This is a genomic window from Acidimicrobiales bacterium, assembly GCA_040219515.1.
Lineage (GTDB): Bacteria > Actinomycetota > Acidimicrobiia > Acidimicrobiales > Aldehydirespiratoraceae > JAJRXC01.
Genome location: JAVJSI010000018.1, coordinates 210,412 through 231,411 on the forward strand (window position 1 = coordinate 210,412; position 21,000 = coordinate 231,411).

At 67.2% G+C, this 21,000-nt stretch carries 22 protein-coding genes; 2 read left to right on the plus strand and 20 right to left on the minus strand.

Going from position 1 to position 21,000, the window contains the following annotated elements:
- Positions 1-3 precede the first annotated feature (3 nt).
- From nuoK to RIB98_19335, 18 genes are read right to left on the minus strand one after another with little or no spacing between them, the layout of a single operon-like run.
- On the minus strand, positions 4-309 hold the full coding sequence (nuoK, locus tag RIB98_19250) for an NADH-quinone oxidoreductase subunit NuoK (GenBank protein MEQ8843119.1): 306 nt from the start codon (positions 307-309) through the stop codon (positions 4-6).
- Positions 309-1,001, minus strand: a complete 693-nt coding sequence (locus tag RIB98_19255; protein MEQ8843120.1) for an NADH-quinone oxidoreductase subunit J — start codon at positions 999-1,001, stop codon at positions 309-311. The genes nuoK and RIB98_19255 overlap by 1 nt, the downstream gene beginning before the upstream one ends.
- Positions 998-1,672 (minus strand): NADH-quinone oxidoreductase subunit NuoI, encoded by a 675-nt coding sequence (gene nuoI / locus RIB98_19260; protein MEQ8843121.1) that lies wholly within the window; start codon positions 1,670-1,672, stop codon positions 998-1,000. The genes RIB98_19255 and nuoI overlap by 4 nt, the downstream gene beginning before the upstream one ends.
- On the minus strand, positions 1,665-2,918 hold the full coding sequence (gene nuoH, locus RIB98_19265) for an NADH-quinone oxidoreductase subunit NuoH (protein MEQ8843122.1): 1,254 nt from the start codon (positions 2,916-2,918) through the stop codon (positions 1,665-1,667). The genes nuoI and nuoH overlap by 8 nt, the downstream gene beginning before the upstream one ends.
- Complete coding sequence (gene nuoG / locus RIB98_19270; protein MEQ8843123.1) at positions 2,915-5,398, minus strand: NADH-quinone oxidoreductase subunit NuoG; 2,484 nt, start codon at positions 5,396-5,398, stop codon at positions 2,915-2,917. Before nuoG ends, nuoH begins: the two co-directional genes overlap by 4 nt.
- Complete coding sequence (gene nuoF / locus RIB98_19275) at positions 5,395-6,822, minus strand: NADH-quinone oxidoreductase subunit NuoF (protein ID MEQ8843124.1); 1,428 nt, start codon at positions 6,820-6,822, stop codon at positions 5,395-5,397. Before nuoF ends, nuoG begins: the two co-directional genes overlap by 4 nt.
- The gene (locus RIB98_19280) at positions 6,822-7,460 is read right to left on the minus strand and encodes an NAD(P)H-dependent oxidoreductase subunit E (protein ID MEQ8843125.1); all 639 of its coding nucleotides are present in this window, start codon (positions 7,458-7,460) and stop codon (positions 6,822-6,824) included. Before RIB98_19280 ends, nuoF begins: the two co-directional genes overlap by 1 nt.
- Entirely contained in the window at positions 7,460-8,728 is a 1,269-nt protein-coding gene (locus RIB98_19285; GenBank protein ID MEQ8843126.1) for an NADH-quinone oxidoreductase subunit D, read from the minus strand. Before RIB98_19285 ends, RIB98_19280 begins: the two co-directional genes overlap by 1 nt.
- Positions 8,725-9,267, minus strand: a complete 543-nt coding sequence (locus RIB98_19290; GenBank protein ID MEQ8843127.1) for an NADH-quinone oxidoreductase subunit C — start codon at positions 9,265-9,267, stop codon at positions 8,725-8,727. Before RIB98_19290 ends, RIB98_19285 begins: the two co-directional genes overlap by 4 nt.
- Before the next feature lie 2 nt (positions 9,268-9,269).
- Entirely contained in the window at positions 9,270-9,863 is a 594-nt protein-coding gene (locus tag RIB98_19295; protein ID MEQ8843128.1) for an NADH-quinone oxidoreductase subunit B family protein, read from the minus strand.
- Positions 9,863-10,342, minus strand: coding sequence for an NADH-quinone oxidoreductase subunit A (locus tag RIB98_19300; protein ID MEQ8843129.1), 480 nt, complete (start codon positions 10,340-10,342; stop codon positions 9,863-9,865). Before RIB98_19300 ends, RIB98_19295 begins: the two co-directional genes overlap by 1 nt.
- Before the next feature lie 4 nt (positions 10,343-10,346).
- Entirely contained in the window at positions 10,347-11,468 is a 1,122-nt protein-coding gene (locus tag RIB98_19305) for a hypothetical protein (GenBank protein ID MEQ8843130.1), read from the minus strand.
- Complete coding sequence (locus RIB98_19310) at positions 11,468-13,054, minus strand: cytochrome c (GenBank protein ID MEQ8843131.1); 1,587 nt, start codon at positions 13,052-13,054, stop codon at positions 11,468-11,470. The genes RIB98_19305 and RIB98_19310 overlap by 1 nt, the downstream gene beginning before the upstream one ends.
- A 51-nt stretch (positions 13,055-13,105) precedes the next feature.
- Complete coding sequence (locus tag RIB98_19315) at positions 13,106-13,984, minus strand: ubiquinol-cytochrome c reductase iron-sulfur subunit (GenBank protein ID MEQ8843132.1); 879 nt, start codon at positions 13,982-13,984, stop codon at positions 13,106-13,108.
- A gap of 13 nt (positions 13,985-13,997) precedes the next feature.
- Entirely contained in the window at positions 13,998-14,771 is a 774-nt protein-coding gene (locus RIB98_19320) for a menaquinol-cytochrome c reductase cytochrome b subunit (GenBank protein ID MEQ8843133.1), read from the minus strand.
- A gap of 27 nt (positions 14,772-14,798) precedes the next feature.
- Positions 14,799-15,596 (minus strand): selenite/tellurite reduction operon b-type cytochrome ExtP, encoded by a 798-nt coding sequence (gene extP, locus RIB98_19325; protein ID MEQ8843134.1) that lies wholly within the window; start codon positions 15,594-15,596, stop codon positions 14,799-14,801.
- 28 nt (positions 15,597-15,624) lie between these two features.
- Complete coding sequence (locus RIB98_19330) at positions 15,625-16,041, minus strand: 4Fe-4S dicluster domain-containing protein (GenBank protein MEQ8843135.1); 417 nt, start codon at positions 16,039-16,041, stop codon at positions 15,625-15,627.
- On the minus strand, positions 16,038-16,490 hold the full coding sequence (locus RIB98_19335) for a hypothetical protein (GenBank protein MEQ8843136.1): 453 nt from the start codon (positions 16,488-16,490) through the stop codon (positions 16,038-16,040). Before RIB98_19335 ends, RIB98_19330 begins: the two co-directional genes overlap by 4 nt.
- Before the next feature lie 266 nt (positions 16,491-16,756).
- Here RIB98_19335 and RIB98_19340 point away from each other — a divergent pair, with 266 nt between their 5' ends.
- On the plus strand, positions 16,757-17,578 hold the full coding sequence (locus RIB98_19340) for a hypothetical protein (protein MEQ8843137.1): 822 nt from the start codon (positions 16,757-16,759) through the stop codon (positions 17,576-17,578).
- A 3-nt stretch (positions 17,579-17,581) separates the two neighbouring features.
- Here the strand turns inward: RIB98_19340 and RIB98_19345 are convergent, their stop codons facing one another.
- The gene (locus tag RIB98_19345; protein ID MEQ8843138.1) at positions 17,582-18,343 is read right to left on the minus strand and encodes a hypothetical protein; all 762 of its coding nucleotides are present in this window, start codon (positions 18,341-18,343) and stop codon (positions 17,582-17,584) included.
- Positions 18,344-18,524: 181 nt separating this feature from the next.
- On the opposite strand from RIB98_19345, the gene pgi reads away from it, so the two are divergent.
- Entirely contained in the window at positions 18,525-20,168 is a 1,644-nt protein-coding gene (gene pgi / locus RIB98_19350; GenBank protein ID MEQ8843139.1) for a glucose-6-phosphate isomerase, read from the plus strand.
- 24 nt (positions 20,169-20,192) lie between these two features.
- On the opposite strand, the gene RIB98_19355 is transcribed toward pgi, so the two are convergent.
- The gene (locus RIB98_19355) at positions 20,193-20,978 is read right to left on the minus strand and encodes a YceI family protein (GenBank protein ID MEQ8843140.1); all 786 of its coding nucleotides are present in this window, start codon (positions 20,976-20,978) and stop codon (positions 20,193-20,195) included.
- Positions 20,979-21,000: the final 22 nt, after the last annotated feature.

A 21,000-nucleotide genomic window follows, 5' to 3' on the forward strand; every position in this document is an offset into this window, starting at 1 on the left:
GCCCTAGCCCCTCAACACCGAGATGTCGTCGGCGGTTGCGCCTTCGCGGCGGCGGTTGATGGCCACCACGAGGGCGAGACCCACGACCACTTCGACCGCAGCGACCACGAGCACGAAGAACACGGCGATCTGGCCGCCCACGTCGTTGAGTTCGGTGCCGATCGCCACGAACGTGACGTTGACGGCGTTGAGCATCAGCTCGACGCACATGAACATGACCAGCGGGTTGCGCCGGATCAGCAGCCCGACCGCGCCGATGGCGAACAGGACGGCCGACAGCACCAGGTACCACTCGGAGGTGACTTCCATCAGTCGCCACCTCCATCGTCGGCGGCCTCGACATCATCCGAGTTGGGACGGGGGTCTGACCCCGGGTGTCCCAACTCGTGGTGGTCGCTGTCGTTGGCGCCGAAGGGGGCGGCGGGGGGCAGGGCCATCGAGGCGGGTTCGAGATCCTCGAGTTCGTCCTCTCGTCGCACGCTGCGGGTGAGCACCACTGCGGCGATGACGGCGATGGTCAACAGTCCGGCGGTGATCTCGAAGGAGAGGGCGTAGTCGCTGAAGAGCACGCGGCCGATGCGTTCGACGTCGGTGTACTCGCTGGTGAGGGCCTTGTCGCCCACCCCGCGGACCTTGCCGCTGAGGCCGTCGGTGGCGATGATCGTGACCACGACGCCGAGGCCCAGCAGGGCCGCACCGATGACCGCGGCCAGCGGTTGTTGGCCGGCGATGGGTTCCTTGAGCTGCCATTCCTCGGTCTTGTCGACGCCGAGCAGCATGATCACGAAGAGGAAGAGGATGACGATGGCGCCCGCGTAGACGATGATCTGCACGGCCGCGAGGAAGTGGGCCTCCTGCACGACGAACAGCAGGGCGACGCCCATGAGCGTCTGTACGAGGAACAGGGCGGAGTGGACCGGGTTCTTCGATGCCACGACACCGATGCCACCGGTGAGCACGATGAGCGCGCCGACGACGAATGTGATGGTCTCGGCCGTCATGTGTCGCTCCCCTCCGACCGATCAGCGGCTGCGGACTGCCCGATCTCGGGGTCTCGCACGCCGTAGCCCAGCTCGCCGGCCCAGTGCACGACGCCTTCGTAGCGATGGTCGCCCGACGGCGACGTGGCCCGCAGCCAACCCGAGGTCATCTTGTCGTCGCCGTCGCGCCAGTCCTCCCACGGCATCTTCTGGGGCATGCCGTCGTCGGCGACGACGAGTTCGTCCTTGGTGTAGATCGCGTCGGTGCGGTTGGTGAAGGAGAACTCGAAGAGCTTCGATTCGGTGATGGCCTCGGTGGGACACGCCTCGACACACAGGTCGCAGTGGATGCAGCGCAGGTAGTTGATCTCGTAGACGTAGCCGAAGCGTTCGCCGGGTGAGGTGGGCGCTTCGGGATCGTTGTCGGCGCCGCGCACATAGATGCACTTGGCCGGGCAGACACCCGCGCACAGCTCGCAGCCGATGCACTTCTCCATGCCGTCTTCGTAGCGGTTGAGCACGTGGCGGCCGTGGAGACGCTCGGTCTTGACCCGCTTCTCGTCGTGCTTGTCGCCCTCCTTCTTGCCGCCGCGATAGTCGACGGTGACGGTCTTGCCCGTGTCGGATCCCTTGAAGAGCGCCTTCTTGAAGGTGACGGCGAAGCCGCGGAAGTAGTCGGCGATGTCAGCCATGATCGACTCCTTCTCGTTCGAGACGTTCTTGACGAGCAGTGCGGATCGCCGCCGTCAGCAAGCCCGCCATCACCAGGCACACGGCCATGAAGCCGAGTACGAACGCCGTGGTCTGGGCGTCGCTCCAGTCGTTCTCGTTGCCGACCCTGATACCGGCGAGGAGCAGGAACCACGCGAGGGCCAGCGGGATCAGCAGCTTCCAGCCCAGGTCCATCAGCTGGTCGTAGCGGAAGCGGGGCAGCGTGGCCCGGACCCAGACGAGGGCCCAGAGGAACACCATGGTCTTGGCGAAGAACCAGACCATGCCCCAGATCCAGTCGGGACCGAACAGCACTGGGCCGGCCGGTCCGCCGAGGAAGAGGGTGACCGCGATCGCCGACATGGTGATCTGGTTCATGAACTCAGCCAGGAAGAAGAGCGCGAAGCGGATCGACGAGTACTCGGTGTGGAAGCCACCGACGAGTTCCTGCTCGGCCTCGACGAGATCGAAGGGCGGATGGTTGAGTTCAGCGGTGCCGGCGATGAGGAAGATCACGAACGGCACGAAGCCGGTGACGATCAGGTTCCAGTTGGGCACGAAACCCCAATAGCCCTCGCCGGCCTGCTGGGCCACGATCTCGTTGGTGGAGAGGGAGCCGCTCATCAGCACGACGGCGGCGATGGCGAGTCCGAGGGCGGCCTCGTAGGAGACCATCTGGGCCGACGCCCGTACCGACCCGAGCAGCGGGTACTTCGAGCCGGACGACCAGCCGGCGAGCATGACGCCGTAGATGGCGAGCGAGGACATGGCGAGGAAGAACAGGATGCCGACGGGCGGGTCGGCTACCTGGAGGAAGGTGACATTGTCGCCCCAGCCGAAGGCGCCGGTCACGACGGTGCCGTCGTCGAGCACCTTGCTCTCGTTGAAGTTGCCGCCCAATGGCACGATGGCGAAGACGAGGAACGCGGGGACGAGCGAGAGGTAGGGGGCCAGCTTGAAGACGAACCGATCGGCCTTGTCGGGGATCAGGTCTTCCTTCATGAAGAGCTTGATGCCGTCGGCCAGACTCTGGAGGATGCCCCACGGACCGGCCATGTTCGGGCCGATGCGGTTCTGGAAGTCGGCGATGACCTTGCGCAGGAACCAGATGTTGAGCATCACGGCCACGAGCAGGAACGCGAACGCGACGACGACCTTGAGCAGGACGAACCCGAAGTCGCCGAGATCGACACCGTCGGTGAAGAGCGGATCGAGACCGAGGATCATGGCCGCTCCACCCTGACGTCGGTGACCGCGGCGCCGCTGTCGATGAGCGCGTTGGCGGCCCAGCCGTCGACGGAGAAGGGAATGGCGGCGGAACCGGCGGGCACACCGGGGTCGACGGCCACCGGCGCGAGCAGGTGACCGCGTGACGACTCGAGCTTGACGACGGTGCCCTGGTCGATACCGAGCTTGTCGAAGTCGATCGGGTTCAGGCGCACCTGGATCGAGCGGGCGAGCCCGGCGCTGGCCGGGCTGTGACGCAGGAACACACCGTCGTCGTACATCTTGCGGGTGGCGACGAGGCGCAGTGAGTAGGCGTCGTTGGCGGGACTGGCGGTGCCGGACGCGGTCGGCGCCGCGATGTCGCCGTTGCCGGTGATCAACACGCCCTCGACGCGGCCGTCGTCGAGCGCGGCCTCGGTGAGGTCGCTGTGCACCGCGGAGACGGCGGCCAACTCGGCCCGGATCGTCTCCGGCGAATCGACACCGAGGTCGGCGCCGAGGCGCAGAGCGATCTCGGCCGCGATCATCCAGTCGGCACGCGCCGTGCCGGCCGGGGTGACCTTCTGCTCACAGACGCTCACGCGGCCCTCGAGGTTGGTGAACGTGCCGCTGGACTCGGTGGGGCCCGCGGCCGCGAGCACCGTGTTCGCGTAGCTGTCGGTCGAGTCGTTGGGCAGCATGTCGACCGCGACGACGTAGCCGGCGCCTTCGAGGCCCGCCTTGGCGAGGTCGCGATCCGGGAGGTCGTTGAGTGGGTCACAGCCCAACAGGACGAGCACGTCGATCTTGCCGTCGCGAGCGGCTTCGAGAATGCCGATCGCGTCGAGACCCGCCGACGCGGGCACCGACGGCCAGGCATCGGCGAAACGGGCGGCGCCGGCACCGAGGGTGGTTCGTCCGGGCAGCAGGCCGGGGGCGAGACCGTTGTCGAGCGCGCCGTGCACGTTGCCACGACGCAGCGCCGAGAGGAACGACACGCCGGGAAGCGCGGCGAGCGCATTCGCCGCGGCCACGGTGCCGGCCGACGACTCGGCCAGGCAGGCCCGGCCGAGGACGACCGTGACAGGTCCTTCGATCGAGGCGGCGGCTGCGGCGATGGCGTCGGCGTCGATGCCGCCCGCGGCAGCGGCGGAACCGGATGTGGCGGCCACGAGCGCGGCGGCGACGTCGCCGACCTCGCCGGGGCGGGGGTGCAGCGAGTGGGCGGCGATACCGCTCAGCCCACCCCGGTGGGGGATGAGCTCGATCAGCGTGGCGCCGTCTTCGACGACGGCGTGGCGGAGACGGAGGTAGAGCGCGCCGAGCTCTTCCTTGGGGTCGGGGCCGACCAGGATGATGGTGCCGCCGGCCCGGCAGGCCTCGTCGATCGTGGCGCGGGGAAGGCCGAGCACGACCTCGGGCGGGAGACCGTCGGCGAGCTGCGCATCGACGTGGTCGGTACCGATCACGCCCTTCATCAGCTTGGCCCAGGCGTACTGGGCCTCGTTGGTCATGCGGGCGCCGCCGAGCACGGCGACGCGGGCGGGATCGGCTCCCTGGAGCGCGTCGATCACGTTGCCGAGCGCACCGGCCCACCCCGTCGGCGCGAGATCGCCGGTGACGCCATGGCGCTCCATGGGCGTCTCGAAGCGGGCCTCGGAGTTGATCGCCTCGAAGGCGAAGCGCTCCTTGTCGGACAGCCAGCCCCAGTTCACGGCATCTGCATCGACCCCGAGCAGGCGCAGGACCTGGTTGCGCGAGGACTGCACAGAGATACGCGAACCCACGGAATCGATCCAGGCCGTGGAGATCGTCTCCTCGAGGTCCCACGGACGGGCCTTGAAGCGGTAGGGCTTGGCGGTGAGGGCGCCGACCGGGCAGATCTGCACGGTGTTGCCCGAGAAGTAGGAGGCGAACGGTTCGTCGGGGAACGTGTTGACCTGGGTGTTGTTGCCGCGATCCATGAAGTGGATCAGCGTGTCGCCGGCCACCTCGTCGGCGAAACGGGTGCAGCGATCGCACAGGATGCAGCGCTCACGGTCGAGATAGACGGTGTCGCTGATGGCGATCGGCTTCTCGAAGTGGCGCTTCTCCTCGATCATGCGCGACTCGCCGGGGCCGTAGGCCATCGTCTGGTCCTGCAAGGGGCACTCGCCGCCCTTGTCGCAGACCGGGCAGTCGAGCGGATGGTTGATGAGCAGGAACTCGAGAACGCCGTCCTGGGCCTTCTTGACCGTGTCGGTCTCGGTGTGGACCGTCATGCCGTCGGCCACCGGGGCCATGCAACTCGGCTGGAGGGCCGGACCGCGGCCGGTGTCGACCTCGACGAGACACATCCGGCACATGCCCACCGGGTTCATGCGCGAGTGGTGACAGAACCGAGGGATGTACGTGCCGTGGCGCTCGGCTGCGTCGATGAGCAGCTCGCCGGGGTTGGCCTGGATCTCGACCCCGTCGATGGTGACCGAGACCGTGCTGACTTCCGGATCCGTCGCCGTCATGACTCACCCTCCATCGCTCGGGCCATCACCGGGGCGGCGCTCACGGGAATGCTGTCGCGCTTGGTGATCTTCGCCTCGTATTCGTGTCGGAAGCGGCGGATGGTCGAGGTGATGGGCGCAACGGAGGAGGGGCCGAGCGGACAGATCGTGGTCTGCTTCGGTGGGAACGGCACGGCGTCGAGCCCCTGGGCCGGATCGGCCGCGTTGGGATACGGACCGGGTGAGATGTTGTCGGCGATGTCGAGGAGCATGTCGATGTCGCTCGGACGGCCCTCACCGTCGAGGATGCGCTGGAGCACACGCTCTTCCCAGGTCGTGCCTTCACGACACGGCGTGCACTTGCCACACGATTCGCGGGCGTAGAACCGCACCAGCCGCAGGGCGGCCTTGACCGCATCGGTGGTCTCGTCCATCACGATGATGGCGCCGGAGCCGAGCATCGAGCCGGCTGCGCCCACGTCTTTCGCCTCGAGGGGCAGGTCGACCTGCTCGGGAAAGAACCACGGCGCCGAACCGCCACCGGGCACGAACATCTTGAGTTCGTGGCCCTCGCGGATGCCCTGGCAGAAGTTGTCGCCGTAGAAGAGGTCGCGGAAGGTGGTGACCCCCTGCTCGATCTCGTAGACGCCGGGCCGCTGCACGTGACCCGACACCGCAACGAGGCGGGTGCCGGGCGACGCCTCGGAGCCGTAGGTCTTGTATTGCGCCGCGCCGTTGAGCATGAGCCACGGCAGGTTGGCCAGTGTCTCGACGTTGTTGACGATCGTGGGCTGGCCGTAGAGGCCGATCGCCGCCGGGAAGTAGGGCGGCTTCAGCCGGGGCATGCCCCGGTTGCCCTCGAGCGACTCGATGAGGGCGGTCTCCTCACCGACGATGTAGGCGCCCGCGCCCCAGGTGAGGGTGATGTCGACGCTGAACTCGGTGCCCATGATGTTCTTGCCGACGTAGCCCTTGGCGTAGGCGTCGTTGAGGGCCTGGGCGATGCGCTCCTGGGCCAGGGCCATCTCGCCGCGGACGTAGAGGAAGCACTGGGCCAGACCGAGCGCGTAGCACGCGATGAGACAGCCCTCGATGAGCTGATGCGGGTCGCGCTCCATGAGGAGACGGTCCTTGTAGGTGCCCGGCTCGGACTCGTCGCCGTTGACCACGAGGTAGTACGGGAACTTGCCGGGGGGCATGAAGCCCCACTTCACGCCGGCCGGGAACCCGGCACCGCCACGACCGAGCACTGTCGCTTCGCGCACCTCGCCGTGGACGTCGGCGGGCTTCTTGTCGAGCGCGGCCCGCAGTCCGTCGTAGGCCCCGGTGGCCTCGGCGCGCGCCAGCGTGAACGAGTCCTCGTGGGGGAAACGCGAGGTGACGATCTTGGGGCCGTCGTTGTCGACGTAGCCGGGAGCGTGGGGAACGTAGGCGTGGGTCGGCATCAGGCATCTGCCTTGCTGTCGCCGCCGTCGGCGACGTCGTTGCGGGCGAGCCACACCGGCGCGTCGCGAGCCAGCTCGGGCGCCACGATGCCGGCGCCTCGATCGGCGGGAATCGCCTGGCGGGTCTGGGCGAGGGTGCCGTGCTCGGGAATGTCGGTGGACTTGCCGCTGCGCAGATCGGCGATCATCGCGTCGAACTCGCCATGGGAGATGCGCAGCTTGTAGCGATAGTTGACCTGCAGGCAGGGCGCCTCGGTGCAGGCGGCGATGCACTCGACGTCCTCGAGGGTGAACATGCCGTCGGCGGTCGTACCGCCGGCCTTCACGCCGAGGGTCTGTTCGGCGTGGTCGAGGAGTTCCTCGCCACCGAGCAGTTGACACGACAGGTTCGTACACACGTTGACCATGTACTTGCCCACGGGATGGAACTTGAACATCTCGTAGAACGAGCCGGTGCCCTTGACCTCGGCCGGCGTGGTGCCGGTGAGCTCGGCGATGTGGCGCATGGCGTCGTCGGTGACCCAACCGTCCTGCTCCTGGGCCAGGTGCAACAACGGGATCAGGGCCGACTTCGGGCGCGGGTAGCGCGAGATGATGTCGTGGGCGATCGACAGGTTGGTGTCGGAGAAACGGGCCATCAGCGATCCACCTCGCCCATGATCGGGTCGACGGAGGAGATGATCGCGACACCGTCGGCGATCAGTCCGTCCTTCATCAGGTGCGGCATGGTCTGGAGGTTGATGAAGCTCGGTCCCCGCACGTGCATGCGGTAGGGCGTGGCGCTGCCATCGCTCACGATGTAGACGCCCAGCTCGCCGCGGGGCGATTCGACGGCGCAATAGGCCTCGCCCACCGGCACCTTGAAGCCCTCGGTGAAGATCTTGAAGTGATGGATGAGCGCTTCCATCGACTGGTCGATCCGCACGCGGGGCGGCGGCGTGACCTTCTTGTCCTGGATGCGATAGTCACCACTCGGCATCTTCTCGAGGATCTGGCGGACGATCCGCATCGACTCGCGGATCTCGTTGAGACGAATCGCGAATCGGTCGTAGCAGTCGCCGTAGCTGCCCACGAGCACGTCGAAGTCGACCTGGTCGTAGGCCAGGTAGGGCTCGCTGCGGCGCAGGTCCCACGCGAAGCCGGTGGACCGCAGCAGCGGGCCGGTGGCGGAGAGGGCGAGGGCCTCGTCGGTGTTGAGCACGCCCACGCCCTGGAGGCGCTCACGCCAGATCGGCTGGCCGGTCATGAGGATGTCGTACTCGTCGAGGCGGGGAGCGGTGATGTCGAGGATGCGCTCGACCTGTTCCTCCCAGCCGTCGGGCAGGTCGGCGGCCACACCGCCGGGGCGGATGTAGTTGTGGTTCATGCGCAGCCCGGTGACCATCTCGAAGAAGCGCAGGACTTCCTCGCGTTCACGCCAGCCGTAGATCATCATGCCGACCGCGCCGAGGTCCATCCCGTTGGTGGCCATGAAGAGCAGGTGTGAGGACATGCGGTTGAGCTCGCACATGAGCATGCGGATCCACACGGCCCGCTCGGGCACCTCGATGCCCAACAGCTTCTCGGTGGTGAGCGAGAACGCGAGCTCGCTGAACAGCGGCGCTGCGTAGTCCATGCGGGTGACGTTCGTCGCGCCCTGGAGATAGGTGAGCTGCTCGGCCTGCTTCTCCATGCCGGTGTGGAGGTAGCCCACGACCGGCTTGGACCGCAGGACGGTCTCGCCCTCCATCTCGAGCATCAGCCGCAGCACGCCGTGGGTCGACGGATGCGACGGGCCCATGTTGAGCAGCACCCGTTGGTCGTCGGCCGCGGTGGTCGGATCGTTGCCGATCTCCGCGGCCGCCGCCTCGGAGAGACGGAGCACGGCGGAATCATCCCCGCGACGGAGCACGCGTTCCGCGGTCATCGGATATTGCTCGCGGCCTTGAACTGCACAGGGATCGCGCCGACGGCGTAGTCCTTGCGGAGCGGATGACCGACCCACTCCTCGGGCATGAGGATGCGGCTCATGTCGGGATGATCGGCGAACTCGATGCCGAACATGTCGAAGGCCTCGCGTTCGAGTGCCTCGCTGCCGGGCCAGAGATCGAAGAGCGAGGACACGACGGCCTCGTCACCCGGCACCTGCACCCGCACACGCAGGCGCTCGCCACTCCCGTGGTTGATGAGCTGGGCGACGACCTCGAATCGTTCGGGGTCGATGCCGGTGGGCAGGCCGCGCGGCGCCGAGAACGCGAGATAATCCACGGCGGTGAGGTCGATCAGCTGATCGAAACCGTCGTCACGGGCCGCGGTCATGGTCTCGAGGTAGCCCGCGGCGGTGGGGTGCAGCACCACATCGCCGAGCGAGTCGGTCACGACGGCGTGGTAACGAAGTTCGGCTTCCGGCCGGGCCACATCGGCGTTGTCGGCGTCGTCCGCCGGTGTCTGCTCGTCGTCGCTCACCGTCAGCCCCCGATGGTGAGGCCGGCGCTCTGGCCGTCGCGCTGCTCGATCACGATGCCGGCGCCGCCGCCGTTCTCGTCGCGACGCTTGAGGATCTCCTGGTTCTCGATCTGCTCGTGCAGCGTGAAGATCGCGTGCATCAGCGTCTCGGGACCGGGCGGGCAGCCGGGGGCATAGACATCCACGGGGACGACCTGATCGACACCCTGCACGATGGCGTAGTTGTTGAACATGCCGCCACTCGATGCGCACACACCCATGGAGATGACCCACTTGGGTTCCATCATCTGGTCGTAGACCTGGCGCAGGACGGGAGCCATCTTCTGGCTCACCCGACCGGCGACGATCATCAGGTCGGCCTGACGGGGCGAAGCCCGGAAGGTCTCCATGCCGTAGCGGGCGAGGTCGTAGTGCGCGGCGCCGGTGGCCATCATCTCGAGGGCGCAGCAGGCGAGACCGAACGTGGCGGGCCAGGTGGATCGCTTGCGGGCCCAGTTGATCAGGTTCTCGACATTGCCGGTGATGAAGTTGTGCTCGAGCCCGCCGAGCCCGTCGTTGGCGATGTCGGTGGTGTCGCCGATCTTGGGGAGGTACATCAGGCCGCCTCGTTCGCATCGGCGACCGGAGGATCGCGGTCTTCGAGACCCACCCGACGAATCGTCGACTCGAGGGTGCGCTCGGGCGAGGTCATCTCCGACGTGGCGGCCGAGTGCTTGAGGGGGCCCCATTCGAGGGCGCCGTTGCCGATGAGATAGACGAAGGACTCGAACACGGCGAGCGAGAACACCATGATGAGTACGAGGCCGAAGATGCCGAGTCCGCCCTGGGCAACGGCCCACGGGTAGAAGAAGATGATCTCGATGTCGAAGACGATGAAGATCATCGCCACGAGGAAGAAGCGCACCGGGAACCGCTCCGGCGTCTCTCGCGTGGGCACGATGCCGCACTCGTAGGGCGCCCTCTTCGCGGCCGACGGGTCTCGCGGCGCGAACAGACCGGACGCCAGAAAGCTTCCCGCGGCGAACGCAGCAGCGACGACGAAGAGCGCCAGCAGAGGCAGGTACTGGCCGAGCATCGGACTACGAAGCCCCGCCGACGGCCGCCTGGCGTGCCATCGAGACCTTGTCGCGTTCGTGGAGCATGTAGCAGAAGGCGAGGAACAGCAGCAGCGAGCCGATGGTGACCATGGCCGGCAGCTGGCGGAGGTTGCCGAGGTTGCGGATCATGATGACCGAGACCACGGGTTCGTCGGTGTCGACGATCGGTCGCTGCGGGGCGGTGCCGGGCAGGTTGTCGAGGGACTCGGCCGTGACCGCCTGGACCTGGATCAGGGCGTAGCCGGTGGGGTGGCCGAGCGTGAGCGCCGACTTGAACTGGGTGTAGATGCGATCCCAGCGGCTCGGGTCGTCGGGCAGGCCCTCCTTGCCGCCGGAGGCGTAGCCGTTGAGGATCTTGAACTCGGCCTGGGAGTCGAAGCTGTACTCGCCGCTCTCGAGCAGGAAGGCGATGGCCGACGCCTGCGCCTCGCCCATCTCGGCGGTGGAGAGGAGTCGCCAGTCGCCCAGCTCGGGCAGTGGATCGGGCACCAGATCAGGTGCCACCGCGGCCAGCTCGGACAGCGTCGTGTCCTGGTTCCTCGCGTCTTCCTCGATGGCCAGCGCCTCGATCTCGGCGTCGGTCAGGCCCTCGACCTGGTCGGCCGTGAGCTCGTCGGGAGTGACGCGCCCGTAGTCGAACCAGGCGGTGCGGACCTCGGCGATCCGGGCACGATCGCTCGCTGGCACGAGCGACTCCCAGTTGTCGCCGAAGACGTCCTCACCGTACTGGTCGACGGCGGCATCGTGGGCCGCGATCACCAGCTCATAGGCGTCGGGCAGGTTCTCGGACCGCAGGGTCTCGGCCGTGTCGTTGGCCGCGAGATCGAGATGCCCGGCCTCGTCGGCGTCGACGATCTCGAGCTGCTCGAAGACCGGGCTGTCACCCGCATAGCCGATGCCGTAGATCCACCAGACGGATCCCATGATGGCCATCCAGCCGAAGAATCCGGCGCCGGCCAGCAGCGAGCCGAGACGGGTGCCGCTGTTGGTCGACAGGATCAGCCACACCGAGCCCATGAGGACGACGACGCCGACGAGCACGGCCATGAAGCCACGGATCTCGGGGTCCCAGGCGAGACCGGCGATGAGATGGATCATCTGCATCAGAGGTTCCTCTCGAACGCCACGACGGCATCGATCTGATCAGAGGTGAGCAGGGCCGGATAGTCGAACTCGTCGTCGGCGCCCACGGTCGGGCCCACGGCGTCGGACTCTGTCCGGGCGGCGAAACCGGGCATCTGCCCGTTGCCGCCCGAGCCACCGCGTCCGTACGGCTGACCGATGGTCTGACCGGTCTCGATGAACTGGGCGTGGGTACGGGCCGTCTCGAACTGGTTGCGGGTGGAGTCAGCGGTCAGCGGCGGGCCGAAGTAGCCGCCGCCCTGGTCGTAGCCATCGGGCAGGATCGATTCGGTGGTGCCGTTGGCCCGCACGGTGAAGCGCTCGGCCGCGTCGTAGCTGAACCCGAAGGTGTGGCAACGGGCGCAGCTGTAGGTGCCCTGGACCGCAGGGTTCGTGAAGATGAACTCGCCGTAGCGGATGTAGTCCTCGACGTTGGGCACGTCGGAATCCTCGGCGGTCAGGAGGTCGAGGGCCGCCCAACGCAGCGGGAGGTTCTGGCCGTCGGCCCCGACGTTCGCCGGGTCATCGAGCGACGGGTCGTCGGCCAACGCCATTTCGCGGGCGGTCTCGGCCACGCCCTCGGCGTTGGCCAGCCATTCGATCGCGTCGGCTTCGAGCTGGTCGGCGCCCTCGGTCGTGGCCAGGGTCAGGGCGTCGTTGCTCACCTTGAGGGTGTCGCAGAGCTCGAAGCCCTCGATCTCTTCGTCGGATGCCGCTGCCAGGAACTGCTCGACGTCGAGGATCGCTGATTCCGGCGAGGCCTCGGACGCGGCCTCGGGGAAGTCCGTGCAATCGATGTCGGGGGTCTCGACGGCGATCGTGGCGGAGAGCTGCGCCGCTTGGGCGTCTCGGATGGCGGTGAGGTACGGGGCGTCCCACTCCTCGGTGTCGTCGACGATCCACTCCTGGACTCGCTGCATCACGCCGCCGGCGACCTCGCTGCGGATCTGCTCCTCGTCGATCTGGATCGATCGCATGTAGAACACGACCTCTTCGAGTTGCTGGTCGGTCAGCGGACCACCACCGGCGCCACCCCAGGCCGGCATGACGCCGTTTCGCCCGAAGTTGAGGGTGTGGAGGATCTCGTCCTCGGAATGGCGCGACAGCACGGTGTTGAGCGCCGGGGCCTGCCAGACGACCTGAGCGACGAAGCCGCCGTCGTCGTCGGTGATCGACGTGGTGACGGAGCCGCCGGCGCCGGCCGCGCCGTGGCAGTTCACGCACTGCGCGCCCTCGACGTAGATGTTCTCGCCGCGGTTGGTGAAGATGCGATCGGTGTCGACGTTGCGGCCGTCCTCACGTCCGGGCTCGCCCAGCCAGTAGAAGGGCAGGGCGATGGCGATGATCGTGAGCATCGCGAGATTGCCGAGCAGGGCGAGATCGAGGCGACGGCCCTCGAGGTCCTCGTCGAGCAGCGCCGGGCTGCGGTTGGCCGCCAGCTCGAGCTCCGAGCCCACCTCGGGCTTGGCCGAGCGGATGTTGAAGAAGAGATAGACGATGCCACCGATGAAGACGATCGCCAGGATGGCGAAGCCGATGGTTCGTTGAGTAGATGCGGCAAGCAGCATGCGCGTGGAAAAGGTTCTCGAGATAGACGGTACGGGAACGGACGGAGGTTACTAGTGCGAGGACTGACCGATGCAGTTGGGCCCTTCGGCTTCCTGCCCGGTTGTGTTCGTCCCGATGGCGGGACCCTGGATGATGGTGCCGGTGTCGACGGTCAGTGAGCCGTCGGAGCCGATGGTCATGGCGAAACGATCCATGCCGCGAGGGGCGGGTCCACCACGCTTCTCGCCGACCTGGTTGTACTGCGAACCATGGCAGGGGCACTCGAACCACTGTGACGTGCCGCACTCGGGAACACGACAACCGAGGTGGGGACACTTCTGGTAGAGAGCGACGATGCCGCCGTCGAGCCCGAGCTGGAGGCCGGCCGTCATGCCGCTGAGCTCGTTGGCCGAGTAGACGGCGTTGGCCTTCTCGACGGCGCTGTTGGGGTATTCGGTGAGCCACATGCGGCCCTCGGCGCGGTAGAGGAAGCCGTTGGCGCCGCGGATCTGGCCGAGCAGGTCGCTCACCAGGCCGACCTTGATGGCCGAACCGAAGCCACCGCCGAGCTGCGGCCAGAGGAAGGCGATGCAGGCGGCGCCGAAGCTGGACAGACCGAGGGTGAACATCAACACGATCGACCGGTTGAAGAACTGACGACGGGTGACGCCGATCATCTCCGGGTCCGGCGGGACATAGGGCGCGGGCGGCGCGCCGGCGCCGGCGCGGACGAGTTCCTTGGACGCGGTCTTGCGTTCGATGACCGCAGCCCGCTCGACCTGCTTGCCGGTGAGCTCGGACTCCGAGCCGAGCGCGCTCGTGGACGCGTCGCGCTTCTGCGTCTCTCGCGAGAGCATGCCGACCGCCTGGTCGGTCTGGCGCGAGCGCATGGCCGCGACGACCGCGACCACGGCCAGGACGGCGATGAGGATGATTCCGGCTACCAGCATGATGAGCCTCCTGTCAGAGTTCGAAGAACAGTCCGGCTTCCCAGGGGAAGACGAAGTTGAAGCCGGGACCGCGGAAGAACGAACCGATCATGGTGAGAACCGCCCAGAACATCAGGTGGATCGTCATGAGCGACACCGCGAACTTGCGGTCTTCGGGCTTGTTGGACGGGTTCTTGTCGATGTAGGGCGCCAGGATCAGCACGAACAGACCCATACCCGGGATGGTCACACCGGCCACCATCGGGTGGAACATCGTGAGCAGTTCCTGCAGACCGAGGAAGTACCAGGGGGCCTTCGACGGGTTCGGTGTCTCGTTGAAGTTGGCCAGCTCGAGGAGCGGTGCGTTCACGAAGATCGAGAAGATCAGCGTGAAGGCCGTGATGAACAGCGCGGCGGCGAACTCGATGACCAGCAGGTGGGGCCAGACGTGGACCTTGTCCTGCGGCACCGCCTTGACGTCCTGGATCGAACCGGACTTGACCACGGTGAGCAGACGCTGGGTGTGGCCGCCGGGCCCGGTGGCCAGGGGCGCCGCCGCAGCGGCAGCCGGCGCGGCCGACGCGGTGGCCGTGGCCACGGCACCGCCGGAGTCGCCACCGTCGGCCTTGGACTTGGCGGCCTTTGAGCGTTCGAGAAGGTGGGCCGGGATCTTGGACGCGGCTTCCTGTTGCTCGGCCGTGAGTTCGGTCTCGCCGCCGGCAGAATCGTCGGCGCCGGCCTTGGCGGCCGCGGCTTTGGCCCGGGCCTCTTCGGCTCGCTTGCGGAGATGCTCTGGTACTTCGGTCATCGATCCTCCTTCTCGTCCAGCCCTGGCCTACAGCGGACCCGAGATGCCGCCGTCCTTGCGCACCCGCCAGAAGTGGATCGCCATGAAGATGACGATCACGAACGGGAGCATGAGGACATGCAACACATACCAACGAAGCAGGGTGTCGGTGCCGATCTCGACGCCGCCGAGCAGCACGAACCTCACCTGGTCACCGAAGACGGGCGTGTAGCCCATCATGTTCGTGCCCACGGTCACCGCCCAGAGCGCGAGCTGATCCCACGGCAGTAGGTAGCCGGTGAACGAGAGCAGGAGGGTGAGCATCAACAAGATGACGCCGATCACCCAGTTGAACTCGCGCGGCGGCTTGTAGGCGCCGTGATAGAAGACGCGCGCCATGTGGAGGAACACGGTGAGCACCATCAGGTGCGCACCCCATCTGTGCATGTTGCGCACCAGCAGGCCGAAGGTGACCGAGGTCTGGAGCGTGTAGATGTCGTCCCAGGCGGCCGCGGCGGTGGGCCGGTAGAAGAACATCAAGAAGATGCCCGTGACGGTGAGCAGGATGAAGAGGAAGAAGCTCAGCCCACCGAGGCAGAGGGTGTAGCTGACCTTGACGGCGTGACGCTTCACCTTCACGGGGTGGAGGTGGTACATCACCGAGTTCATGATGACGTAGGACCGGTTTCGCGGGCTGTCGGTGTAGCCCTTCCGGAAGATCGATCCGGGCCGGAAGATCGAGTTCCACGCCTGGCTCGAGACGATGTCGTCGCCGAGCTGCGACATGGAGTCCTGCATCCGCTGCGGGAGCGGCTTTTGGATCTCGTCGTCGGTGTCGTTCGCCATGATGCGTCTTTCTCCTGCGTCGCCCGGCTCAGCCGAGGCGCATTCCGTATCCGTAGCCGTGTGAGTTGGTTCGTTGGTGGGAGTCGCCGGCCGCGGCGGGGTCGCCGATCTTGCCGAGGATGATCACACCGGTGGGGCAGCGATCGACGCACAGCGCGCAGCGGGTGCAGACGTCGTCGTCGATCGTGAAGATCACGTGGTCGTTGGGGTCGGTGCCGGGAAGTTCGGTGCCGATGGCCTCGTCGATGGCATCGGGGCGCACCATGAAGATGCACTTCCACGGGCAGATGTCGACACAGCCCTCGCACATGATGCACTCGGCCTGGTCGATGTGGATGAACTGCTTGGGCTTGACCGCCTGGCTGAGCCAGGCCGCGTCGACCTCCTGGAGGACGTAGTCGTCGCGAAACACCGGCATGGGTGGGTTGGCATCTGTGGTGGTCATGTCGCCGAGCCCTCCTTCACGAGTGGGCGGCCGAAGGTCGAACGGGCCGGAGCCTTTTCCTCCTGGCCCTTTCCACGATTCTGCCAGACTCCCCACAGCCAGATGTTTCCCCCCAGCATCACGCCGTAGATGCCCACGGCGATGAGGTGCTCGATGACCTGGTAGTTGAGGGTGATGGGGTTCCATCCGCCCTGGGGTTGGGGCTTGAGGAAGCCGCCCCAACCGATGAGGAACTTGTCGGTCCGCCAGTTGAGCTCGTTCTCGGCCCACACGAGCCACTGATGGGGCACGACGCCGTAGACCCAGAACATGAGGAAGAAGACCACGAACGCGCCGAGCATCGCCTCACCCCAGGTGTGGGGTTGACCGACAGGGCGCCGCTTCGAGTACGCGACGATACCGCCGACGATGATGGCGGTGATGATGACAGACAGGGTGAAAGCAACCACGAGCGGCTCCTAGTGGAGTCGTGAATCCATGAAGTTCGTGAATTCACGCACAAGTGTAGACCCGAGAGGACGCACCACTCGGGTTGGCCGAAGGTTTACCACGGGAAAAGTCGGCCGGACCCAATCCGGCGCCAGAGAAATCTGATCCCGGAGCGATTCCCGGCCCAAGTTGCTTGAACGTGCGACACTGCATCTATCCTCCACACGGTCTGTACCCGTACTGACCCCTGAAACCCGCACAGTCCTCACCCGCACCGGAGACCACGGTGACCGAAATACCCGAGCACCTGCTCAAGAAGGCCGCAGAAGCCCGTGCCCGCCTCACCGGCGAGGGTGGCGACGACGCGTCCGCGTCCGACGCGCCGGCCACCGACGCGGCACCGGCATCCACGGCCCCCGCTGTTGCGGCCAGCGCCGTGCCCGCCGAGCCCGAGCCCGAACCCGAGCCGATCCCCGACACCGAGTGGGTCGCCGCGGCGAAGGCCCGCAAGACCATCCCCGTGTGGGTCATGCCCGTCCTGCTCTTCCTGCCGATCTGGGCCATCTACTACGTCGGCTATCTCGAACGTCCGCCGGTCGAAGGCGGTCTGGCCTTCGAAGGCGAGGAGATCTACGCCCAGTGCGCCGGCTGCCACGGCGCCGGTGGCGGTGGCGGCACCGGCCGTCAGCTCAACAACGGCGAGGTCACCCTCACGTTCCCCACCGGCATCACCGACGGCGGCTACGACGGCCTCGCCGGTCAGATCGCCTGGATCGCCAACGGTTCCACCGGCACCCGCGATCTCGAGGGCGGACCCAACTATGGCGATCCCGATCGTCCCGGCGGCGCCCACGTCATCGGTGGCGGCGGCGTGATGGCCGGCTTCGCCGCCGGCCTCGACGTCGAGACCCTCGGCGCGGTCACGTTCCACGAACGTGCCCAGTTCGGCAACCTCGAGCCCGACGCCGTCATCGCGGAGCTCGAGCTCATCGAAACGTGGATCGAGGTCGTCGAAGAAGAAGGCGTCGACATCGTCGGCATCACCTACGACACGGTGCACGAGACACTCGAGACCGCCCGAGCCGAACTCGGCGGCGCCGAGGGCTGACGCTCAGGTTCCCGGTTCGTCCGTCCGGGCCAACAACCGCGTCCGCAGCGCGTCGGCCAACGACGACAGCTGCGGGTCGGCGGCCAACAGTTCGATCTTCGCCTCGATGACCGGGCCCTCGACCGGCCAACCGAGGGTCCACGCGGTGAACGTCTCTGCGAGATCCTCGTGGGCCGCCGTCATCGCATAGACGTTGACGAAGTCGCCGTCGGCGCCGACCGCAGTGCCATCGGGCCAGAAGCGGTCGGCGAAGTCGGCGAGGACCGTGTCGGGCGCCGCGCATCCGAGTTCGATCGCCGTGCCGGCACAGCCGTCGACCTGGTTGAACGTGAAGACCTCCCGGTCGAGCGTGACCACGTGGGAGAGTTCGTGGACGATCGTCTCCTCGATCAGCACCCGATCGGGCAGGTCAGCCAGGTCGAGGCTGAGGATCCACCCAGCGGTGCCCGAGGGGTGCACCACACCGACCAGACCGCGCGGGGCCTCGCGCACCACCGAGAGCTGGGCGAGTTCGCCGCGGAGATCGTCGGGCCAGACCGCGTCGACGATCTCCCAGACCTCGGCCAGCTCCGGGGCGAGTTCGCCAACTGGTCGGCCGTCGTCCACGATGACGTCACCCACACGCTCGACTTCCTGGCGATAGGTGACCCGTTCGACCGCTCTTGCGGTGTCGTCACCGAGGGCGATCCCGGCCGTGCCGACCCGAGTGGGCGGCACCCCGTCGTCCCAGGGACGCACGATGTTCACCGTCGCGACGAGGCCCACGGCCACCGATAGTGCAGCGATTCGAGCGCGTGTACTGAGCATCATCTCCGTCCGCCTCCGAGATTAGAGACTCGGCCGCGTGCTCGTATGGGCCAGACGCACCACTCCACCAGCCAGACTGCATGCGCACGACTTCCCGACCCCGCATCTCAACCCTGCGGGAACGCTTCCGGAGACCCACATGGTGGACATCACCCTGACCGACGAATGGGCGGCCGTCACCGCCCGGGCCACCGACTTCGAGCAGCTCGAACTGAGGGCGCTGTTCGCCGACGATCCCGCTCGCGCCGAGACCCTGACGCACACGGTCGGCGATCTCGTCGTCGACATGTCGAAGCACCGCGTCACCCACGCCGTGCTCGAGGACCTCGTCGCACTGGCCCGGCGCGCCGGACTCCCCGAGCGCATCGAGGCGATGCTGCGCGGCGACCGCATCAACACGACCGAGGACCGCGCCGTGCTCCACGTCGCGCTGCGCGCGCCGAGCGACCGGACGATCGAGGTCGACGACGACGGCGGCGTACGGGTCGACGTCGTCCCTGCGGTGCACGAGGTGCTCGCCCAGATGGCGGTGTTCGCCGACCGCTTACGCGACGGCGAGTGGAAGGGCCACACCGGCGAAGCGATCGAGACCGTGGTCAACATCGGCATCGGTGGCTCGGACCTCGGCCCGGTGATGGCCTACGAGGCGCTCGCGGCCCACCACCACCCCCGGGTGCGCTGCCGATTCGTCTCCAATGTCGACGGCAGTGATCTCTACGAGGCGCTGCGCGACCTCGACCCGGCGACGACCCTGTTCGTCGTCGCATCGAAGACCTTCACCACCCAGGAGACGTTGACGAACGCCCGCTCGGCCCGACGTTGGCTCACGGGCGTCCTCGGTGACGATGCCGTGGCCGCGCACTTCGTGGCCGTTTCCACCAACGCCGACGAGGTCCGCTCGTTCGGCATCGACACCGACAACATGTTCGGCTTCTGGGACTGGGTGGGTGGCCGCTACTCGGTCGATTCCGCCATCGGTCTGTCGCTCATGGTCGCCATCGGCGCCGACGCGTTCGCCGACTTCCTCGATGGATTCCGCATCGTCGACGACCACTTCGCCGGGCAGGAACTTGACCACAACGTGCCGGTCCTGCTCGGTCTGATCGAGATCTGGTACCGCACCTTCAACGACCTCCCCACCCGGGCGGTACTCCCCTACTCACGACTCCTGCACCGTTTCCCGGCCTACCTCCAGCAGCTCGACATGGAGAGCAACGGCAAACGGGTGCGAGCCGATGGCACCCCGGTCACCTACGAGACCGGACCGATCGTGTGGGGCGAGCCCGGCACCAACGGCCAACACTCGTTCCACCAACTCCTCCACCAGGGCACCACCATCGTGCCGGCCGACTTCATCGTCATGGCCCGGCCCGACCGTCGCGATGGCGACTTCCCGGGCATCGAGGCCCACCACGACCTGCTGGTCGCGAACTGCTTCGCCCAGTCCGAGGCGCTCGCCTTCGGCAAGACGACCGACGAAGTGGCCGAGACCGAAACCGACCCGGCCCTGGTGCCGCATCGCACCTTTCCCGGCAACCGACCGTCCACGACCATCCTCGCGCCCGCGCTCACCCCGTCGGTGCTCGGCCAGCTGATCGCGCTCTACGAGCACCAGGTCTTCACACAGGGCGTGGTCTGGGGCGTGAACTCGTTCGACCAGTGGGGCGTCGAACTCGGCAAGGTCCTCGCCCGGGCGATCGTCCCCGAGCTCACCGACACCGATGCGCCGCTCGACCACGACGCATCCACGAACTCCCTCATCGCCCGTTATCGAGCCCGCTGACCCCGCTGGCCAGGGTCAACCGGGTCAGCGGGCGACGATGAGTTGGAACTCGACGGTGCCCTCGTCGGCGATGGAGACGACGATCGGGGCGGAGGGCGGGGTGACGCCGAAGTCCTCCCAGACGATCTCGGTGCTGCCGACGATGACGCCGAAGCCGTCGTCGCGGACGTTGGCATCGATGGTGAAGGTGGCCGGGTTGGTCACGCCGGCCACCGTGAGGTCGCCCTCGATGGTGAACGTCTGAGAGGCGCCACCCACCTCGATGGCCGACACGTCGACGCCACCGTCGAAGGTGAAGGTGGCGTCGGGGAACTCGCTCGCGTTGACGGCCCGACGAATCGCGCTCTCGCGGCGACTGTCGTTGGAGATGATCGAGTCCATGCCGACCGTGACCTCGGCGCCCGTGAGCGTGCCGTCGGCGATCGTGACCGAGCCGTTCACATCGCCCGAACGGCCGACTGCGGTGACCTCTCCCACGGTGAGCTCCTCGGCGACGCGGAAACCGGCAAAGCTCCCGGTGGCGGATTCGAACGTGAGCTCGCCGAACTCGTCGTCGATCACCCAGACACCGTCGATGCCGTCGACCGCGGGCGCCGGCTCGTCACCAGCGGGGTCCGCACCGGCATCCGCATCGTCCGTGACGGCATCGTCCGTGTCGGCGGCGTCGGCGAGCACCTGATCGACCGCGTCGTTGGCTGCGTCGTTGGTCGCCGCGTCGGGTGCGTCGTCCTTGAAGAAGACGAACCATGCGGCAACCGCGACCGCGATCACCACCACGAGTGCGCCACCGGCCAGGTACTTCTTGTTCATTGCTGCTCCTCGTTGCCGATCG

Bases quoted from the DNA above. Each gene is read 5' to 3' on its own strand.
- RIB98_19330 (MEQ8843135.1), bottom strand. From the start codon at position 16,041: ATGACCACCACAGATGCCAACCCACCCATGCCGGTGTTTCGCGACGAC.
- RIB98_19305 (MEQ8843130.1), bottom strand. From the start codon at position 11,468: ATGCAGATGATCCATCTCATCGCCGGTCTCGCCTGGGACCCCGAGATC.
- RIB98_19355 (MEQ8843140.1), bottom strand. From the start codon at position 20,978: ATGAACAAGAAGTACCTGGCCGGTGGCGCACTCGTGGTGGTGATCGCG.
- RIB98_19300 (MEQ8843129.1), bottom strand. From the start codon at position 10,342: ATGCTCGGCCAGTACCTGCCTCTGCTGGCGCTCTTCGTCGTCGCTGCT.
- RIB98_19280 (MEQ8843125.1), bottom strand. From the start codon at position 7,460: ATGGCCCGTTTCTCCGACACCAACCTGTCGATCGCCCACGACATCATC.
- nuoH (MEQ8843122.1), bottom strand. From the start codon at position 2,918: ATGATCCTCGGTCTCGATCCGCTCTTCACCGACGGTGTCGATCTCGGC.
- nuoI (MEQ8843121.1), bottom strand. From the start codon at position 1,672: ATGGCTGACATCGCCGACTACTTCCGCGGCTTCGCCGTCACCTTCAAG.
- pgi (MEQ8843139.1), top strand. From the start codon at position 18,525: ATGGTGGACATCACCCTGACCGACGAATGGGCGGCCGTCACCGCCCGG.
- RIB98_19320 (MEQ8843133.1), bottom strand. From the start codon at position 14,771: ATGACCGAAGTACCAGAGCATCTCCGCAAGCGAGCCGAAGAGGCCCGG.
- nuoG (MEQ8843123.1), bottom strand. From the start codon at position 5,398: ATGACGGCGACGGATCCGGAAGTCAGCACGGTCTCGGTCACCATCGAC.
- RIB98_19310 (MEQ8843131.1), bottom strand. From the start codon at position 13,054: ATGCTGCTTGCCGCATCTACTCAACGAACCATCGGCTTCGCCATCCTG.
- nuoK (MEQ8843119.1), bottom strand. From the start codon at position 309: ATGGAAGTCACCTCCGAGTGGTACCTGGTGCTGTCGGCCGTCCTGTTC.
- extP (MEQ8843134.1), bottom strand. From the start codon at position 15,596: ATGGCGAACGACACCGACGACGAGATCCAAAAGCCGCTCCCGCAGCGG.
- RIB98_19295 (MEQ8843128.1), bottom strand. From the start codon at position 9,863: ATGTACCTCCCCAAGATCGGCGACACCACCGACATCGCCAACGACGGG.
- RIB98_19255 (MEQ8843120.1), bottom strand. From the start codon at position 1,001: ATGACGGCCGAGACCATCACATTCGTCGTCGGCGCGCTCATCGTGCTC.
- RIB98_19285 (MEQ8843126.1), bottom strand. From the start codon at position 8,728: ATGACCGCGGAACGCGTGCTCCGTCGCGGGGATGATTCCGCCGTGCTC.
- RIB98_19315 (MEQ8843132.1), bottom strand. From the start codon at position 13,984: ATGCTGGTAGCCGGAATCATCCTCATCGCCGTCCTGGCCGTGGTCGCG.
- nuoF (MEQ8843124.1), bottom strand. From the start codon at position 6,822: ATGCCGACCCACGCCTACGTTCCCCACGCTCCCGGCTACGTCGACAAC.